This window comes from Psychromicrobium ferritrahens (assembly GCF_043789415.1).
GTDB lineage: Bacteria > Actinomycetota > Actinomycetes > Actinomycetales > Micrococcaceae > Renibacterium.
The window spans coordinates 1,605,442-1,621,720 of the sequence record NZ_JBDLLW010000001.1 but is presented as its reverse complement, the minus strand read 5'-3'; the positions used below and the strand labels follow the sequence as shown (position 1 = coordinate 1,621,720).

The 16,279-nt window shown below is 62.4% G+C and carries 15 protein-coding genes; 11 read left to right on the top strand and 4 right to left on the bottom strand.

The features are described from left to right. The first annotated feature begins 57 nt into the window (after positions 1-57). The 6 genes from ABDK06_RS07455 (at position 58) to ABDK06_RS07430 (ending at position 8,947) form a co-directional block, all read left to right on the top strand. Entirely contained in the window at positions 58-1,659 is a 1,602-nt protein-coding gene (locus ABDK06_RS07455) for an anchored repeat ABC transporter, substrate-binding protein (RefSeq protein ID WP_394940329.1), read from the top strand. Continuing rightward, entirely contained in the window at positions 1,656-2,606 is a 951-nt protein-coding gene (locus ABDK06_RS07450; protein WP_394940328.1) for a choice-of-anchor M domain-containing protein, read from the top strand. Before ABDK06_RS07455 ends, ABDK06_RS07450 begins: the two co-directional genes overlap by 4 nt. Then, entirely contained in the window at positions 2,603-3,394 is a 792-nt protein-coding gene (locus ABDK06_RS07445) for an anchored repeat-type ABC transporter ATP-binding subunit (protein ID WP_394940327.1), read from the top strand. The genes ABDK06_RS07450 and ABDK06_RS07445 overlap by 4 nt, the downstream gene beginning before the upstream one ends. After that, a complete protein-coding gene (locus tag ABDK06_RS07440) occupies positions 3,391-4,308 on the top strand; it encodes an anchored repeat-type ABC transporter permease subunit (protein ID WP_394940326.1) in 918 nt (305 codons plus the stop codon). Before ABDK06_RS07445 ends, ABDK06_RS07440 begins: the two co-directional genes overlap by 4 nt. A 31-nt stretch (positions 4,309-4,339) precedes the next feature. Further along, complete coding sequence (locus ABDK06_RS07435; protein WP_394940325.1) at positions 4,340-5,026, top strand: hypothetical protein; 687 nt, start codon at positions 4,340-4,342, stop codon at positions 5,024-5,026. 114 nt (positions 5,027-5,140) lie between these two features. After that, positions 5,141-8,947 carry a TIGR03773 family transporter-associated surface protein gene (locus tag ABDK06_RS07430; protein ID WP_394940324.1) on the top strand — a complete coding sequence of 1,269 codons (3,807 nt, stop codon included), beginning with the start codon at positions 5,141-5,143 and terminating at the stop codon, positions 8,945-8,947. A gap of 1 nt (position 8,948) precedes the next feature. Here the strand turns inward: ABDK06_RS07430 and ABDK06_RS07425 are convergent, their stop codons facing one another. Then, a complete protein-coding gene (locus tag ABDK06_RS07425) occupies positions 8,949-9,491 on the bottom strand; it encodes an NUDIX hydrolase family protein (RefSeq protein ID WP_394940323.1) in 543 nt (180 codons plus the stop codon). Positions 9,492-9,639: 148 nt separating this feature from the next. Between ABDK06_RS07425 and ABDK06_RS07420 the strand changes: the two genes are divergently transcribed. Both ABDK06_RS07420 and ABDK06_RS07415 read left to right on the top strand, forming a co-directional pair. Next, positions 9,640-10,230 carry a YdeI/OmpD-associated family protein gene (locus ABDK06_RS07420; protein ID WP_394940322.1) on the top strand — a complete coding sequence of 197 codons (591 nt, stop codon included), beginning with the start codon at positions 9,640-9,642 and terminating at the stop codon, positions 10,228-10,230. A gap of 59 nt (positions 10,231-10,289) precedes the next feature. Then, positions 10,290-11,051: a phosphatase PAP2 family protein gene (locus ABDK06_RS07415; protein ID WP_394940321.1), complete on the top strand. Its 762-nt coding sequence runs from the start codon at positions 10,290-10,292 to the stop codon at positions 11,049-11,051. On the opposite strand, the gene ABDK06_RS07410 is transcribed toward ABDK06_RS07415, so the two are convergent. Then, the gene (locus ABDK06_RS07410) at positions 10,948-12,063 is read right to left on the bottom strand and encodes a glycoside hydrolase family 76 protein (RefSeq protein WP_394940320.1); all 1,116 of its coding nucleotides are present in this window, start codon (positions 12,061-12,063) and stop codon (positions 10,948-10,950) included. The two genes, ABDK06_RS07415 and ABDK06_RS07410, sit on opposite strands and share 104 nt — an antisense overlap. A gap of 136 nt (positions 12,064-12,199) precedes the next feature. Between ABDK06_RS07410 and ABDK06_RS07405 the strand changes: the two genes are divergently transcribed. Then, positions 12,200-13,003, top strand: a complete 804-nt coding sequence (locus tag ABDK06_RS07405) for an SDR family NAD(P)-dependent oxidoreductase (RefSeq protein WP_394940319.1) — start codon at positions 12,200-12,202, stop codon at positions 13,001-13,003. After that, entirely contained in the window at positions 13,000-14,160 is a 1,161-nt protein-coding gene (locus ABDK06_RS07400) for an acyl-CoA dehydrogenase family protein (RefSeq protein WP_394940318.1), read from the top strand. The genes ABDK06_RS07405 and ABDK06_RS07400 overlap by 4 nt, the downstream gene beginning before the upstream one ends. A 1-nt stretch (position 14,161) precedes the next feature. Here ABDK06_RS07400 and ABDK06_RS07395 read toward each other — a convergent pair whose 3' ends face one another. Continuing rightward, complete coding sequence (locus ABDK06_RS07395; protein ID WP_394940317.1) at positions 14,162-14,932, bottom strand: DUF1684 domain-containing protein; 771 nt, start codon at positions 14,930-14,932, stop codon at positions 14,162-14,164. A 118-nt stretch (positions 14,933-15,050) separates the two neighbouring features. Here ABDK06_RS07395 and ABDK06_RS07390 point away from each other — a divergent pair, with 118 nt between their 5' ends. Then, positions 15,051-15,359, top strand: coding sequence for a hypothetical protein (locus ABDK06_RS07390; protein WP_394940316.1), 309 nt, complete (start codon positions 15,051-15,053; stop codon positions 15,357-15,359). A 5-nt stretch (positions 15,360-15,364) separates the two neighbouring features. Here the strand turns inward: ABDK06_RS07390 and ABDK06_RS07385 are convergent, their stop codons facing one another. Next, positions 15,365-16,276 carry a pseudouridine synthase gene (locus ABDK06_RS07385; RefSeq protein WP_394940315.1) on the bottom strand — a complete coding sequence of 304 codons (912 nt, stop codon included), beginning with the start codon at positions 16,274-16,276 and terminating at the stop codon, positions 15,365-15,367. Between the last annotated feature and the right edge of the window lie 3 nt (positions 16,277-16,279).

The window sequence follows — 16,279 nt, the reverse complement described above, 5'->3', positions numbered from 1 at the left end:
TATGCAAATGAGAATCATTATCGTTATGATGAAGCGAATCTCCTTGGAAAGATCCTGATGCTACTTTCAACTCGTCCGCACCGTGGCCGCTTGCTGCTCACTGCTGCCCTGGCTGTGCTGTTCGGCACCGTGCTCAGCGGTTGCGCGGTGAGCAGCACCTTCGATACCGCTGATCATCGGATCAAGGTGGTGACGACGACCGGCATTATCGCTGACCTGGCCCGGAACGTCGCCGGTGATCGTGCCCAGGTGATCGCGCTGGTGCCCGAGGGTGCCGACCCGCACAGCTATGAGCCGAGTCTGCGGGATGTCCGCAATATCGCCTACGCGAACCTGGCCTTCACCAACCATCTGCTGCTCGAAGAGCACAATCTGATCAAATCCCTCGATGCGAATCTGCCCTCCGGTGTGCCGAACATCTCGCTCGCCGAAGCGAGCGAAAAATACGGCGCGAACATCATCCCACTGATGGAGAACCTGACTCTGGATACCATCTGGCTGGGGCTACGCGTGCGCGGTACCGGCGCCCAATGGGGGGCGGATCGGAACTCAGATGTGCAATTGCGAGCCAGCAAGGTCGAGGGCCCCGGTTCGCTGATCGCTTACGGCACGGAGTCCTTCGGCAAGACCGAGATCTACTTCAACTCCGCTGACGGTCTGGATGGCCACGACCAGACGATTTTGCCACCCGATGCGCACACCCACGTCAGTTGGGCTTTCACCAAGCCCGGGATCTACCGGCTCACGGTCAACGCAGAATTACGCCCGGCTCCGGGCAAACCCGCTCAGCAGATCGGACAGCAGGAGTTCAGTTTCGCGGTGGGGGTGAATCCCGAGGACGCCGGGACGGGCCGGAACGGTAAGCCTCGGACGGTGCTCGGCAGCGGCCATGCCGACCTCGCCGCTGACCTGGACGCCAAACGACTCTACCTCTACGCCGACCCGGAGGGCTCCGGGGACTACACGCAATCTGAGTTCGACGCCGACAACACCGTGATCGAAGTGCCGAACAAGGCGCTGCACGAGATTCCCGCCGGGCCGGGCTACCGCTTCCTGGGCAACTCTGGTGAGCAGGTCTACCAACTGCCCCAGGCCGTACTCGGTAAGCACGTGCACGGCGAAATCGACCCGCACCTCTGGCAGGATGTCCGCAACGCCAAGGCCTATGTCGGAGTGATCCGGGACGCGCTGATCCGAGTCGATCCCGCCGGGCGCGAGGTCTACCTGAAGAACGCTCAGCACTACGCCGAGCAGTTGGATGCCCTGGACAGTTATGTGGAATCCAGGATCGATTCGATTCCTCTTGCCCAGCGCCAGTTGATCACCACTCACGATGCCTTCGGCTACTTCGCTGACCGTTACCGGTTGACCATCGCAGGTTTCGTCACCCCTAACCCGGCGGTCGAGCCGAGCATCGCGGAACGTCAGAAACTCACCCAGACGATGACCAACCTGCGGGTCAAGGCGGTGTTCCTGGAACCCAATCTGCGCACCAGGTCATCCACCCTCACCCAACTCGCCGCGGAACTGGGAGTTCAGGTGTGCACCATCTACGGGGACACCTTCGACGAGCACGTGCACAGCTACCTGCAGATGATGCGCGCCAACGCCGATTCCGTGGCTGACTGCCTCAATCCCGACCGGAAAGTTGTTCCATGAAATTGATTCCCGCAGCTCTGGTGACTGCATTATTACTGGGCACGCTGACTGCTCCGCTCGCGCTGGCTGCCACGCCCCCTCCAGATCTGCAGCAGAGCATCTCCCCTGATGAGCCAGCGCTCAGCGGCCAGGCAGTGATCTCCGATGGTCACATCGATATTGGGCCGCGCTTCGCAAAGGGAGTGAATTCGGATTGGTCTGTGCAGATCCACGATTCCTCGGGTCAGCGTCCGGTCTGGCGTTCGCTGCCCGACGTCGTGCTGCAAGTCTCGGATCGGGCCAAGCAGGTGGTGCCGGATGATCCGAGCTATGGCTTCCTCGGAGTGGCACCCGGCGAGTCAGTCTACGTGGTGCCGCAGACCCAGCAGCCCGGGGTGGTCTGGGCGGGCTGGAACACTCAGGATCCCCGGGTGATCGAGCTGCTCAAACGCCAAGTGCGGTTCAGCCTGCTCTCTACTCAGGGCCCCGGCTCGGTGATGATGTACCTGCAATCGGGGGATCTCGGCCAGCCGCAGATCCTCTGGGACTCCAAGAAGCCCGCCCGGCAAGATATCTTCGTCGATGCCAATGTGCACACCCATGCCAATTGGGTCTTCAGTGAGCCGGGGGTCTACCTGCTCACTGTGGAGTTCGCCGCCGAATTGAAGGACGGCCGAAGCACCTCGGACCGCCAGGTGCTGCGCTTCGCCGTCGGCTCGGTTGCCGACCCCCGGGCGGCCTTTGCCGAGGTTGCGACCCAGCAGCCCACTGCGTCGGCGTCCAGCACCTCCCAGTCGCAGGCCTCACCGGAGCAATTGCTCTGGCTGATCGGGGGAGGCCTGCTCGGGGTGCTGGTCATCGTGGTGCTGCTGCTGTTGTTCCGCTCGATCGTGAAGAGCCGACGCGCTAGAGCAGAGGTGGAGCGGGCTGCGAGCGGCTCGGGGGTAGGAAACGGGGATCCGCGATGAAAGCGCTTGAAATGAAGGGCGTCGAGGTGGAGTTGGCGGGTCGACGAGTGCTCCACGGCGTGGATCTGGAGATTGGTCCGGGTGAGCAGCTCGGCCTGCTCGGACCCAATGGCGCAGGGAAGACGACGCTCTTACGGTCGATCCTTGGCTTACTGAAAAGCCGGGGAACGATCCGGATCGCCGGGCAGCCGCTCGCAGCGGCCCGGCATCGGATCGGTTATGTACCGCAACGCCATGAATTCTCCTGGGACTTTCCGATCACCATTGAAAATGCCGTGATGACCGGGCGGGTGGCCCGAATTGGCTGGTTTCGCCGCCCCGGCTTAGAGGATTTCAAAGCCGTGCGGCTGGCACTTGAACGAGTCGGCCTGACCGATTTACGACGTCGTCCGGTGGGCGAGCTCTCCGGCGGTCAGCGGCAGCGCGTGCTGGTGGCTCGGGCGCTCGCGCTCAACCCGGAACTGCTGCTGCTCGATGAGCCGTTCACCGGGCTTGATACCCCGACTCAGGAGATCCTGACCGCCTTGTTCCGGCAGCTCACCAGCGAGGGCAAAGCCTTGCTGATGACCACCCATGATCTCTACAGCGCGGCCCTGGAATGCAGCAGGCTGGCCCTGCTGGATCGGCGGATCCTGATCGATTCGAGCCCCGGTGAGGTGCTAGCCTCCGAGCATTGGCGGAGCATTTTCGGCACCCGAGTGCTGCTGCCCGAACTACCTGAATTGTCTGGATCGCCTGAAACGGCTGGCCAGCTGGGCCTGCCTACTTCTTCGGTGGTGCAGCGGTGACGCCGATCGAATTCTTCCAGGATCTCAGCAATCCGACGCTGAGCTTCCTGCCCAAGGCACTTCTGGTCTCGCTCTTCTCCTCGGTGATCTGCGGGGTGATCGGTAGCTTCGTGGTGTTGCGTGGGATGGCATTTATCGGCGATGCGGTATCGCACGCGGTGTTCCCCGGTCTTGCGGTGGCGTTTGTAGTGCAGGGGAATCTGATGCTCGGCGGCGCTGCCGCAGGAATCCTGACCGCGGTCTTGGTCGCGCTGTTCTCACAGAACCGGCGGATCAAGGAAGACAGTTTGATCGGGGTGATTTTCGCGGCGGCCTTTGCACTCGGCATCATCATCATCTCCCGATCCCCAGGCTATGCGGGTTCGCTGGAGTCTTTCCTGTTCGGCTCAATCACCGGGATTCCGATGGAGGATGTCTGGACAGTGGGAATCGGTGGCGCTGGGGTACTGCTCATTGTGGCGATCTTCGGAAAAGAGTTCGTGGCGGTCAGTGTGGATCGAGATATGGCTCGCGCTGTCGGTTTGCCCGTGCTGTGGCTCGATATGTTGCTCTACGTGCTGGTCACCATTGCGGTGGTGCTATCCCTGCAGACCATCGGCAATATCCTGGTGCTCGCCCTTTTGATCACCCCCGCCGCGGCGGCCCGGCTGTTGACCGACAGGCTCGGCGTCATGATGATCCTGGCACCGCTGATCGGCGGTTTCTCGGCGATCACCGGGCTCTACATCTCCTGGAGTCTGGATTTCCCGGTGGGCGGCACCATCGTGCTGGTGGCCACCTCGCTGTTCCTGCTCGCTTGGCTCTTCGCGCCCAAGCATGGATTGCTGGGCAAGGTCAGGCAACAGAGGACACGTGTTATTGACAATGATTCTCATTTAATGAAGGATAGATTTATTGAGAATCATTCTCAATAAATCTATCCCCCGACGCTAGAAAGAGCGCATCGTGACTATCAGCCACACCTTAGAACATCCTTCAGCGAGTACTAAGCACCGTCATGGAAACGCCAGGAGAGCGGGTATTGCGGCTACCGTTTTCGCTGGCATCGCAGCACTCAGCCTGGCAGTAAGCACCCCGGCGCAGGCTGCAACCGTTATCTCGGTCGGCCATATCGACGTCGTCCGGGCCTCCGTGAGCAGCGACGGAAGCAAGCTGGTGCTTGGCACCAACGATGAGAACGCCGGGAATTACTACACCGCAGCCCAGGCTGCGAACATCGAATTCTCGGTGACTAAGAAGGAAGGCAATAAGTGGATCATTCCGGCCACCCAGACCGGTAATGAACTGTTTACCGGCTTTGCTGGCTCCGGAAACGAAGCCCCAGGCGCTGACTCAGGTGAGCAGGGTCTCTACACCAAGCTCAAGGGCGGGGATCATATTAAGTTCACCGTGAGCCCGGCCTCGAGTAATCCGGGCACCCTGAACCTCAACTTCCCGAGTGGCAGCGGAGTAGTCAGCTCCGGAAACAGCCACACGGTGGCTTTGGAGGCCGGTGAGGATGAGGCCTTCCACGCTCATCCGAAGTGGACCTTCAGCGCCAAGGGCACCTACCTGGTGAACGTCACGGCGAGTAACCCCGAGGGCAAGGTCGGAGCCTCCGGAACCATCACCTTGAAGTTCGTCACTAAGTAATCGTGCCCTCGGAGCCGTGGGATGGCACCCTCAATTTCAAGCCATCCCACGGCTCTTTGGCGGCCAGCGCCTCCCGTATCGCGAGCTCGTTTTCATGAGCTTAGAAAGAACTCCGTGAAATTCCGCACCGTTTTAACCCGCACCGTGATAGCCCGCAGCACCGTGATGTTCGGCGTGGCGGTGATCCTGTCAGGCACTGTGCTGCCGGTCGCCGCGATCGCTGCCCCGGCGGCTGCGGCAACCCCGGCGACGCCGGCCGTGCTCGATGCCGGTTATCTTCAGATCGCCCCGCTGGTCAAAGCCTTTGAAGGTAATCCGGGCAGGGTCGAATCATTCACTCCCGGGCTCGCGGTCAATCGGGTTCCTTGGCTCGATGCGGAGGGCAATAAGGATTTCAGCCAGCAGAGTTTCGTTGCCGCTGATCAGGCGATTGTGCACCTGTCTGCTCAAGACCAGAGCAGTTCAGGGAGCTATCAGACCCCGGCCACGGAGAATTATCTGGCCTCCAATGCCTTGATTGGCTCTCAGCAGAACGGTTCGAGCTATGTCGGTTCCGGCAGATTGCTGCTGGGCACCGGCACCCTGGTGGGCAAAGGCGCAGACAAGAACTCCTCGGAGCTCAACGCCCGCGGTGAGACCATTCGAGATTTCAGTGGCAGCAACTCGGCGAATGTGTTGAGCCTACGCAAGGTCGTCGCCCCGGAAGGCGGCAAGGTCTCCTTGACTGGCAAGGCTGCCGGAGCCGCAGTAACCGTGGAGAGCACGGGGCTGACTCAGGGCGGCTCCGCAACCTCTCTTGCACCCCCGGCCTCTCTTGAACTGGGAGTAACTAGCAGTTTGGCCACTGAGTTCACCCTCCCGGGCAGGTACTGCCTGACCATTGAGCAGTCGATCAAGAGCAAGCAGGGCGGCCTGCTCAGCGCGACCGGCACGTATACCTTCTACGTCGGCGCTTTGCCCGCAAAGCCTGCGCTCTGCGGAGGCTCGCCCACCGATCCGGGAACCTCTGATCCGGACCCGGATACCGTCAAGGTGATCGGTCAGGGGCACCTGGACGTCCGAGCGCCCCTGAGTGGGGATGGCCGGTCCCTGCAGCTTCAGGTCGCGACGTCGCAGCAACGCGTGCCCTTCAAGGACCTGGTGCTCACCGGGGTGCGTTCGGGCAAGATCCCGACCGCGACCGCCCAGCAGAACTTCGGCCTGGTCGGCGCCGCGGGTAGCCCGTACTGGTACTACGGGCAGAGCGAGGCAGATCTGGCGCACCACCTCTGGCCGGGGTTCAGTGGTGAGGATTTCGCTCCCTCGGATCTGAGCTTCGGCTTTCAGGATGCCAGCCTGACCCGCGTGCTCGGGCCGGCGGGTGGGCATTTCGCAATGTTCTTCAATGATGCGGTGACCGACAGGCTACGACCCGATGCCGTTTACTTCGACAGTCGTCAGGGAATGCCGCAGAGCTACCCCATCGGTGCGGCCAGCCACAATCACTTCAATTGGACCTTCAGCCAACCCGGAAAATACTGCCTGGCCTTCGAAGCGAAAGCTGGGATGTCCTCGGGTAGCTGGGTCAGTGATGCGGCTCAGCTGACCATCTGGGTGGGCGATCCAGCCCTGGCCAGTCAGCAGATTCCGTGCGATCGATCCGAAGGCACCAAGGGTCTTAGCCTGCTCTCGCACCCTAAAGTGGCCCCCGCCCCAGACGCCTCGAAGAGCGTGCTGCGCTCAGGGCTGGTTGCCTTGGAACCGCTGCTGAGCAGCTCAGGGTTGGGGCTCAATGCCCGGCTGCAGAGCAGCACCGTGAGCCCGGTAAAGGACGCCTCAGCCACGGCGCTGATCCTTTCCTCCGGGTTGCTCTCCGGAGGTCGGTATCTCTTCGAGGCCGGGGACGCCGACGCCGCACCGGCGCTTTTACTCGACTCGGGGCGAATCGCTCCCTCGACGCTTAGTGGCCTGATGGGTCTTTCCTTCGGCCAGATCCGCGGGCCCGGCACTGTCGAATTGCTGCGCGGCCAGACGCCGGTGCTGTCCAGCAATCCTGCGTCCGGCCTGCAGCAGACCTCGCTCGCCGCGCAATCACGGGATAACAGCCTGCGCTGGTCCTTCGATCAGCCAGGGGTCTACTGCGTTCCGCTGAACGTCTCGGCGCAACGCCCGGGCACTTCGCAGGCCCTCAGCTCGAGCACCCTGCTGACCTTCGTGCTCGGTTCCGAAACCCCGGGAGCCCCGGATTACCTTGACCGCGGCAAGCTCAAGCCCTGCGCTCAGGGTGGGTCCGCAAGCAAGCCGGGCGACGTCGTCAAACCCGGAGGTAAGGACGGTTCCCCGGCCGGGCAGAAACCGGTCGGCGTCACCGTGCTCTCCGAAGGACATGTCGATTTGGCCAGCAGACTGGGTGGCCGAGGTCTGACCACTCAGATCAAGGACTCCTCGCGTGGGCCGGTGCAGTATCGTGACCCGGCCAAGACGGTGCTTCAGGTGAAGAATGCGGCGAAGCACACCATTCGTTCGGGTTCCAGTTTCGGGTTCTTGGGCGCTTCCGGCGCGCAGGTCTACGTCCTCGGCCAGACCCAGGAAGCCGGATTGCTCTGGCCCGGTTGGTCCACCGAAGAGGTGCCGCAGCTCGGGCCGGTGGGCTGGACGCTGACCAGACTCGGTACGGTGGGTTCTTCCGGGCCGGCGCCCGGGGACTTCGCGATGTATCAGCTCAGTGATCTGGGGCAGGCTGAGATCAAATTCAACTCTGCCAGCGGAGTCAATCAGTTCACTATTCCGGCGGGAGTTCATCAGCACGGCTCTTGGGCCTTCTCGACGCCCGGGGTGTATTGCACGGCTTTCCACCGGAGTGCGGCAAACGGCCAGAGCAGCGATTTCACGGTGACCTGGGTGGTCGGCGAGCACATTGATCCGAGCGGGGTCGATCCGGCGCGATGCTTCGCCGGTGAAAAGGTGCACGGTCTGCCGAAGTCGATCAAAACAGCCGATTCCTCCGGTCCTTCCGCGGCCGCTCCGGGCGGATCGAAGCCGCAGCCGCCGCTGGCTTGCCTGGCCGGGGACGCCGGGGGTGCTGCTCAGGCACTGCCGCCGGGAGCCGTGGTCCTCGATCAAGGGCACGTCGACTTCGCCAGCCGGATCGTCGACGGCAAGCTGCGATCCCAGATCAAGGATGGCACCTCGAGCGCGGTGCAGTGGCGCGAGCCCTCCGATACCGTGATCAAGCTGAAGCCAGAAGCCAAGATCACCCTGCCGGGGGGTGCCTTCGACTTCCTCGGGGCGGCTGGTAGCCAGGTCTACCAGATCCCGCAGACCCAACGACCCGGTCTGGTCTGGCTGGGCTGGAACACCGAAGAACTCGGCCTAGGGCAGGTCTCCAGTCCGGTCAGCTGGACCTTGGATGCAGTAAATGGCCCGGGACAAGTGCACATCTTCGAGCTGAGTGCCTTCGGCTCGCCGATCCAGGTGCTCAGCGCTGGCGGCAGTTATCAGATCCCGCTGGGCACCCACGCCCACGGCAATTGGGCCTTCAGTGCACCCGGGATCTACCGGCTCAGCATGACTCAATCCGCTGTGCTCTCCGGCGGCGAGCGGGTGAGCGATCACCAGACCCTCACCGTTCTGGTCGGTGATGCTCCCGCTGCTGCGTCCTCCGAGAAGGGCAAACAAGGCGAGACTCAGCAGGGGAACACGAAGCAGAAGGCCCAGCAGACCGCCTGCCCGCCCGATGCAGCCGCGAAGAAGCCACCGCAGAAACCTTCTTCGAACAAGTTGCCGATGCTGGGTCAGGCTACGGTTCCCTGGGTCGATCAGCAGGAGGTTTCAGAGACGGGCTGGCCACTTTGGCTCTGGGTCGTGCTAGGGGCGGGGGTCTTGCTGGCCGGTGCCGGGCTGGGAACCGGTGGCACGATCTGGGTATTGCGGAAGAAGTGACTCACTGACTCGCGATGCCGGCGTAGGCCAGTGCCTGGCGCACCAGCTCGCCGCGACCGCCGTCGAACTCCGCCTGCACACCGGGGCTGAGCACCTCCTGTGGGGTCATCCAGGTGAGTTCCAGAGCATCCTGGCGCGGGCTGCATTCGCCGGTCACCGGGACGATATAAACCAGGGCGACGGCGTGCTGCCGTTCGTCGGTGAAGCTGGTTTGCGAGGGGGCCGGGAAGTACTCGGCCACGGTGAAGGGCACCGGGCTGATCGGCAGCAGCGGAAAAGCCAGCGGGCCGAGGTCCTTCTCGATATGGCGCAGCAGAGCCGCCCTGATGGTCTCCCGGTAGAGCACGCGCCCGGAGACCAGGGTGCGAATCATGCTGCCGTCTTCATCCGCCTGCAACAGCAAGCCGATCTCATTGACGTAGCCCAGCGGGTCGAGCCGCACCGGTACGGCTTCGACATAGACCATCGGCAAGCGGTTCCGCGCTTCGTGGAGATCGTCTTCGGAAAGCCAGCCGGGATAAGGGTCGGGGGTGCGTACGCTCATGATTCAGTTCTACCGGAAATTGCCCCGGAAGTCTGAACGCTCGCACCCCGACCCTCCGCCGAGTGTGCAGATCTACACCTTTTGAGGGTGTTTTAACGTGTAGATCTGCACACTCGATGCGGGCAGCGGGCCCGGCTAGCATAGGTTGATGGCTATCGAACTCCCGGAACTGCTGCTCAAGAACGCCGCTCAGTGGCGGGATTGGCTCGTCGAGAACCACCAGAGCAGCCGCGGAGTATGGCTGGTTCACCACAAAAAGGGCGGCCAGGTCACCGAGGTCACCTACGATCTGGCGCTGAATGAAGCACTCTGCTTCGGCTGGATCGACGGCCAAGTACGACGTCGGGACGAGCAGAGCTTCTTCCAGCGCTGGACGCCGCGCGGACCCAAGAGCAGCTGGTCGGTGCGTAACACCGAGATCGTGGCCAGGCTCGAGCAAGAAGGAAGGATGTTCCCGGCCGGCTTGGCCGCGGTACAGGCAGCGAAAGCCGATGGGCGCTGGGAAATGGCCTATGCTCGGCAGAGCGATGCCAGTCTGCCCGAGGATCTGCTCGCGGCGATCAGCGCCAATCCCGAGGCGCAGAAAATGCTTCAGGTGCTCACCGCGCAGAACAGGTTCGCCCTCTACTTCAGGCTCAGCCAGCTCAAGACGCCGATCGCGAGGCAACGCAGGATTGCCAGTTTCGTCGAGATGCTCTCTCGGCATGAGACGCCCTATCCCCAGAAAGCCAAGCCCTAAACCTCACTCGATACCGGGGGACACAGCACTTGCTCAGCTTTCTCGGGCAAGATAACCAGGTGAATTCTGCGCCAGTAGCCGTGCTGCCCACGCAACATCGACGAGGCCTGCTCATTCTCAGCGGGGTGCTCTTGCTGCTGGGCATTGTCGGATTCACCCTGATCTATTCCATGGTTCACGCGAACGCCGGGCTGGCTGCCCTGGATCGACCGGTCTTCCAGGATCTGCTGCGGCAGCGCAACCACGGTTGGACCATCTTCTTCGCGATCATCAGCACCCTGGCTTCTCCTCCTTGGCTCGCGAGTATCGTGCTGATCTCCGCTGGCTTGTGGTTCCTGATCCGTCGGGAATGGTGGCGGCCGACCCTCTGGGTGGGCGCTATGGCGCTCGGCGCAGCGAGCTCCAACATCATCAAGCACATCGTGGGGCGGCGTCGGCCACCGCTCGCCGATATGGCAACCGGCGTCAATCACTCTTTTTCGTTCCCTTCCGGGCACACCCTGGGGATGGCGATCTTCATCCTGGTGCTGGGCTATCTTCTGCTCAGCAGAAGTTACCGCAGTGGCAAGCTCGTGCTCTGGCTGCTGGCCGCGCTGGTCACCATCGGACTGGTCGCACTCAGCAGGCTCTACCTGGGCTATCACTGGTTGAGCGATGTGAGTGCCTCGCTCTCGGTGGCCCTGGTTTTCCTTGGCTTGGTGATTCTCGCGGATGTCTTCAGGCCGAAGCGAGCCGATACGCTGCTTCGAAAATCATCCAAGCCTGTAGCTGACTCGATAGCTCGATCGGAGTCCCCGGTGGATACGCCTGATCAGCGTTGAGCGCTGAATCCCGGGTGAACACCAAGGGCCCGCCGGTGGAGCGTGAAGCCCACAGTGCTTCAGCGGTTGCGAAGACCAGCTGACGGGCAGTCTCCCGGCTGGCCGGTGGCAGAGCGGCATCACTCGCAGCGAGCGATAGATACCGCACCAGTATCCCGGTGAACAGTCCTAGGTCGCCGCTGCCGTGCAGCACGAGGGCGCCGTCCCTCAGCAGGCCTCGTTTGACGCCGTGAATCAGAGCCTCCGCAATCGACAGATTCTCAGCGGTCGGTCGGCTGAGCAGAGCGCTCAGCACCGGTCCCTGGTTGTAGGTCCAGAGGTTCTCTTCCCGCTCCGGGCCGCTGGCCCGCAGATGGATTCCGTCAATAAAGAGCTGGCGTTGCGGGTCCCAGAGAGCGTGCTTCATCCAGTCCAGCACTTGCTGAGCCCGCTTCTGGTCTCCGATTCGTCCGAAGTACAGGGCCCCCGGCCCGTTGATCGCGGTGTTCTTGTAATCCCGTTGCTTGGACCAGAACATCCCGCCGCCGAGATCCGGGCTGAGCGCGCTCCGAAGCTGCGCCCGCAAGCTTTTCCGGAGACTTCGCAGCTGGGGCAACGCCTGGCCATCGACCCGTTGAGTTAGTTCATTGGCTCGCTCAGCTGCCAGCGCCAGCCAGGCCATATCGTCGAAATAACTATTGCTGAAGCGCAGGAAATTGCGCAGCCGGATGCTACGGGGCATGGCCTTGATGCGTTTCAAGGTGAGCTCAAGCTCGACGACGGCCTCACCGGAGGGCTCGGAGGGCTGCTCCACCGGCCGGCTGCGGTGGGAAAGTTCTCGCCAGCCTGAATCCACCAGGCAGTCCAGGTAGTGCGCCTGCCACCAGTAGTGCCATTCCACACCGCAGCGCGGCGGACTGGAGATGTTTCCCAGCCAGGTGCCCGGTAGGCCCAGCAGACGGTGTCCGAAGCGCTTATTGACGGCGGCTGCCGCGCTCGCCGCGCGGTTGGCCCAGTGCTCGGCGCTGCTCATTCAAACACCTTATCCTCCACAGGGCGGGCTCGCTTTCAGCATCTCAGTTGATAGTGGGCGACGCGCGGAAACAATCCGTTTTCTGGCCTGGGGTTCTCAGTTAGGATTCATTAACGAACGATTCTGAGGAGGACTTGTGGAGCTGACTAATCTGGTTGCGGAGCACGCTACGGCCCTGATCACCGGCGGTGCGTCCGGGTTGGGAGCGGCCACAGCACGTCGGCTTCACGCTGCAGGACTCACCGTGGTGCTGCTCGATCTTCCGAACTCGAACGGCGCGGAACTGGCTCGGGAGCTCTCCGCTCAGCGGGAGAAGAGCGCGGTCTTCGTACCGGCGAACGTGCTACACGATCAAGAGGTCAAAGAAGCCATCGAAATCGCAGCACAGCTGGGTCCTCTGCGGGTCGTGGTGAACTGTGCGGGAATCGCCACCCCCGGCAAGGTATTGGGCCGTGATGGCGTGCTGCCGATGGAGGCCTTCGTCCGGGTGATCCAGGTCAATCTGATCGGTACCTTCAATGTGCTGCGATTGGCTGCTGCGGCGATGGCCGAGAACGAGCCCTTGATCGGAGAATTCGATACCGAAGAGCGCGGCGTGATCGTCAATACCGCTTCGGTGGCGGCTTTTGACGGGCAGATCGGTCAGGCCGCTTATTCGGCGTCCAAGGGCGCAGTGGCTGCTATGACGCTGCCGGTGGCCCGGGAACTGGCGCGCTCGCTGATCAGGGTGATGACAATCGCCCCGGGTATTTTCGAGACCCCGATGATGGCCAGCTTGCCGCAAGCCGCGCAGGATTCACTGGCCGCCCAGGTGCCTCACCCCTCGCGACTGGGCAAGCCCGCCGAATACGCTGGCCTGGTGGAGCACATCGTGGCCAATGCGATGCTCAATGGTGAGACGATCCGCCTGGACGGTGCTATCAGGATGCAGCCTAAATGATCGATGTCACCGCGCTGCCCAGCGCAGATTTCTTCTCCCTGGAATCCGGACTGACCGGTTTCGAGCAGCAAAAGCTCGGCCGCCTGCGCGAATTTCTCAGGGAACAAGTAGCGCCCTATTGCGTCGATTGGTGGAACAAAGCGGAATTCCCCGAGTCGATTCTGCCCGGGCTGGCCGGATTAGGGTTGTCCACCGCGATTCAGCAGGGCTACAGCCCTCTCTTCTCCGGCCTGGTGATCGCCGAGATGACCCGGGTGGATACTTCATTGGCCACATTCTTCCTAGTGCATCACGATCTTTTCGTGGAATCGCTGTACCAGTTCGGCACCGAGGAGCAGCGGGGCCGCTATCTGGCTGATGCCTTGGCTCTGCGCACCACGGGTGCCTTTGCGCTCACTGAGCCCGAACACGGCTCCGATGTGGCCGGTGGAATGACGACGACCGCGCGTCGTGACGGTGATGACTGGATTATCAATGGCGCAAAGCGCTGGATCGGCAACGGCACCTTCTGCGATTACATGCTGCTCTGGGCGCGCGATGCGGAAAACGGTCAGATGCGCGGCTTCATTCTGGACGCCGAGCTGCCCGGAGTGAGCCGGGAGAAGATCGAGCACAAGATCGCGCTGCGCACCGTGCAGAACGCGCACATCTTGCTCGAAGACGTCAGGATCTCCGAGGCTGACCGGTTCCAGGGAATCGACTCCTTCAAGGACACCAATGTGCTCTTGCAGGGTTCCCGGGTGATGGTCGCCTGGCAGGCGGTGGGACAGCAGCTGGGAGCGTTCGACGTCGCCCGGCAGTACGCCGTGGAACGCTTGCAGTTCGGCCGTCCGCTGGCTTCCTTCCAGCTGGTGCAGGCGCAATTGGTGAAGATGCTGGGCAATGCCACCGCCTCTTTGGCACTGATGGCGCAATTGACCTCGTTGCCGGAGATGAGCATGGAGCAGGTGGCGCTGGCCAAGGCTTTCACCACCGAGCGGATGCGGGAAACCGTGGCGATGGGACGGTCGATCCTGGGCGGCAACGGCATTGTCACCGACTACCGGATGGCCAAGTGCTTCGCTGATGCTGAAGCGATTTACACCTACGAGGGTTCTCACGAGGTGAACACCCTGATCGCTGGCCGGGCAATCACCGGGATCTCCGCGATCGTCTGAGCTAGAGCTTCTTCTCCCCCGCCAGTACGGGCACCGAGAGCTGGTTCTCAGGCACCGGCCGGGGGCAGGTGCCATAAGCGCTGAAACCGCTGGGCCAGTTGAGCGCGTAGTTGAAGTCGAGCTCAAGCTGCCCGGAGGCATCCGGTGCCGGGACACTCAGAAAGCGCCAGCCCGCGGTGAGTTCCCCGTTGCTCGGATCGTGGAAATTCACCAGTAAGTCCGAGCCGTTCTGCTCGGCGAGCAGCCGCTCGGGGCGACCGGCCAGCTCGAAGCTGATCTCACCCACTACGGTGCTCTGCCCTGGAACTCGGGGGTTCGCGGTGGAGATCTCGCGTGCTTGCGGGTCCGGGTAGGGCGTGAACCGCCCGCTGACTAGGAAATCGGGGTTGTAGTCAAAGCTCGGCACGGCGCTGAAGTTCTTCAGGGTAGGTGCCTCGGAATCCCGGGTGCGGATCGCGTAGTGGCCGCCTCGTCTGGCCAGTTCAACGAGCACGCTGCCATGGCGCAGCCAGTTCAGTGACTCGTTCTCCTCGAGCCGGGCGCTGATCGTTCCGGTCACCGGCGCTTCACCGTGGACCAGCAGCAGCTTGTCCTGGGCCGTCGCTGTCACGGTGGCTGCGCCGTCCTGAACGCTCCACGACCCCGGTAGCTCCAGCAATTCTCCCGGCGATTCGGGCAGCCATTGCAAAGAGGTCAGACTCAGCCAACCATGCGGGCTGGGCAGCGTCCGATTGCGATTCTCGCGGAACTGGGTCCACTTCTGGTTCTCCATGTTCCTCCCAACGTGTGTTGCCGTGGGTTCATTCCGCTGTGTCGTCAAATGACACGGAATCACGGATCAGCTCGCTCTGAGCCGCTCAAAACGACTCGAAGTGTCATAGCGTTGGTGAGTGCCTTCTTATCGAGCCGTGCTGCAAATCACCGGGTTGCGCCCGGGAAATCATCCCGAATCAGTGATAAAAACCGCGCTTGAGACGCTGTCGTCTATCCACTTGGTGGAAGCACACCAGCTGGACGTGGTGGGGCGTGTACCGGTGATCACCTTGAGATTCCTGGTGGAGACCAGCACAGACGAAGAGGAGGACGCTCAAGCCGCTGCGGCAGCTCACGCGATGCGCGAGGGCGTGCAGCAGGTGGCGCTCACCGGTCGGCTGACTACCTTGCGACGGCGTGGCGGCAAGTGGCTGTTCGTCGCCTAACGAGCCTAACGGGCTTCGCCGAGGTGTAGTTCGCTCTGGAAAGTCACCGGGCGCTGGCTCAGCGGGTCGACGAATTCCAGCCGGTGAGCCAGTAACTGTAAGGGCTTGGTGTAGTCGTCCGGAGCCTGCTCCAGCAAGCGTGGGTAGAAAGGATCGTTGAGGATGCCGATCCCGAGTGAAGCCAGATGAACCCGTAGTTGATGAGTTTTTCCGGTGTGCGGTTCCAGCTGGTACAGGCCGTGTTCGCCCTGTGGGGTGGCCCAGCTGCGGATCAGTGAGATGCGGGTTTCAGCATTGGGCTCGCCGGGAAGTTCCTGGCTGAGCAGATAGCTGCGTGATTTGTGAATCCGGCTGCGGGTGGTCAAGGGCAGTGCAAGGTCCGAGCGAACCGCTGCCACTGCTTGGTAGCTCTTGCGGATCTGACGCCGTTCGAAGAGCAACTGGTACTGCCCCCTGGTCCGCGGATTCGCGGCGAAGAGCAGCACCCCGGCAGTCATCCGATCGAGTCGGTGAATCGGCACCAGGTCGGGTAAGTCCAACAGCAACCGCAGTCTGACCAGGGCTGATTCTGCGACGTACATGCCGCCGGGGGTAGTGGGCAGGAAGTGCGGTTTATCCACCACCACAAGGTGCTCGTCCTGGTGCAGGATGCTCAGTTCCACGGGCAAGCGCTGCTCCACCGGTAATTCGCGGTAGTACCAGAGGAAGGTATGCTCGCCCAGCGGCGTCTCCGGTGTGATGATGCCGCCGCCCAGCCCGCGTACCTCGCCGCGTTTGAAGCGGTCCACGATGCCTTGCGGGTCAACGTGGTTGAAGCGTTCCAGCAGATACTCCATGGCGGTCGCCCAAGGCCCGGATTCCGGCAAGCGCAAGCGGGTGGCGTTGACACCATTGCGCACCGGGAGCGGGGATTCCATCAC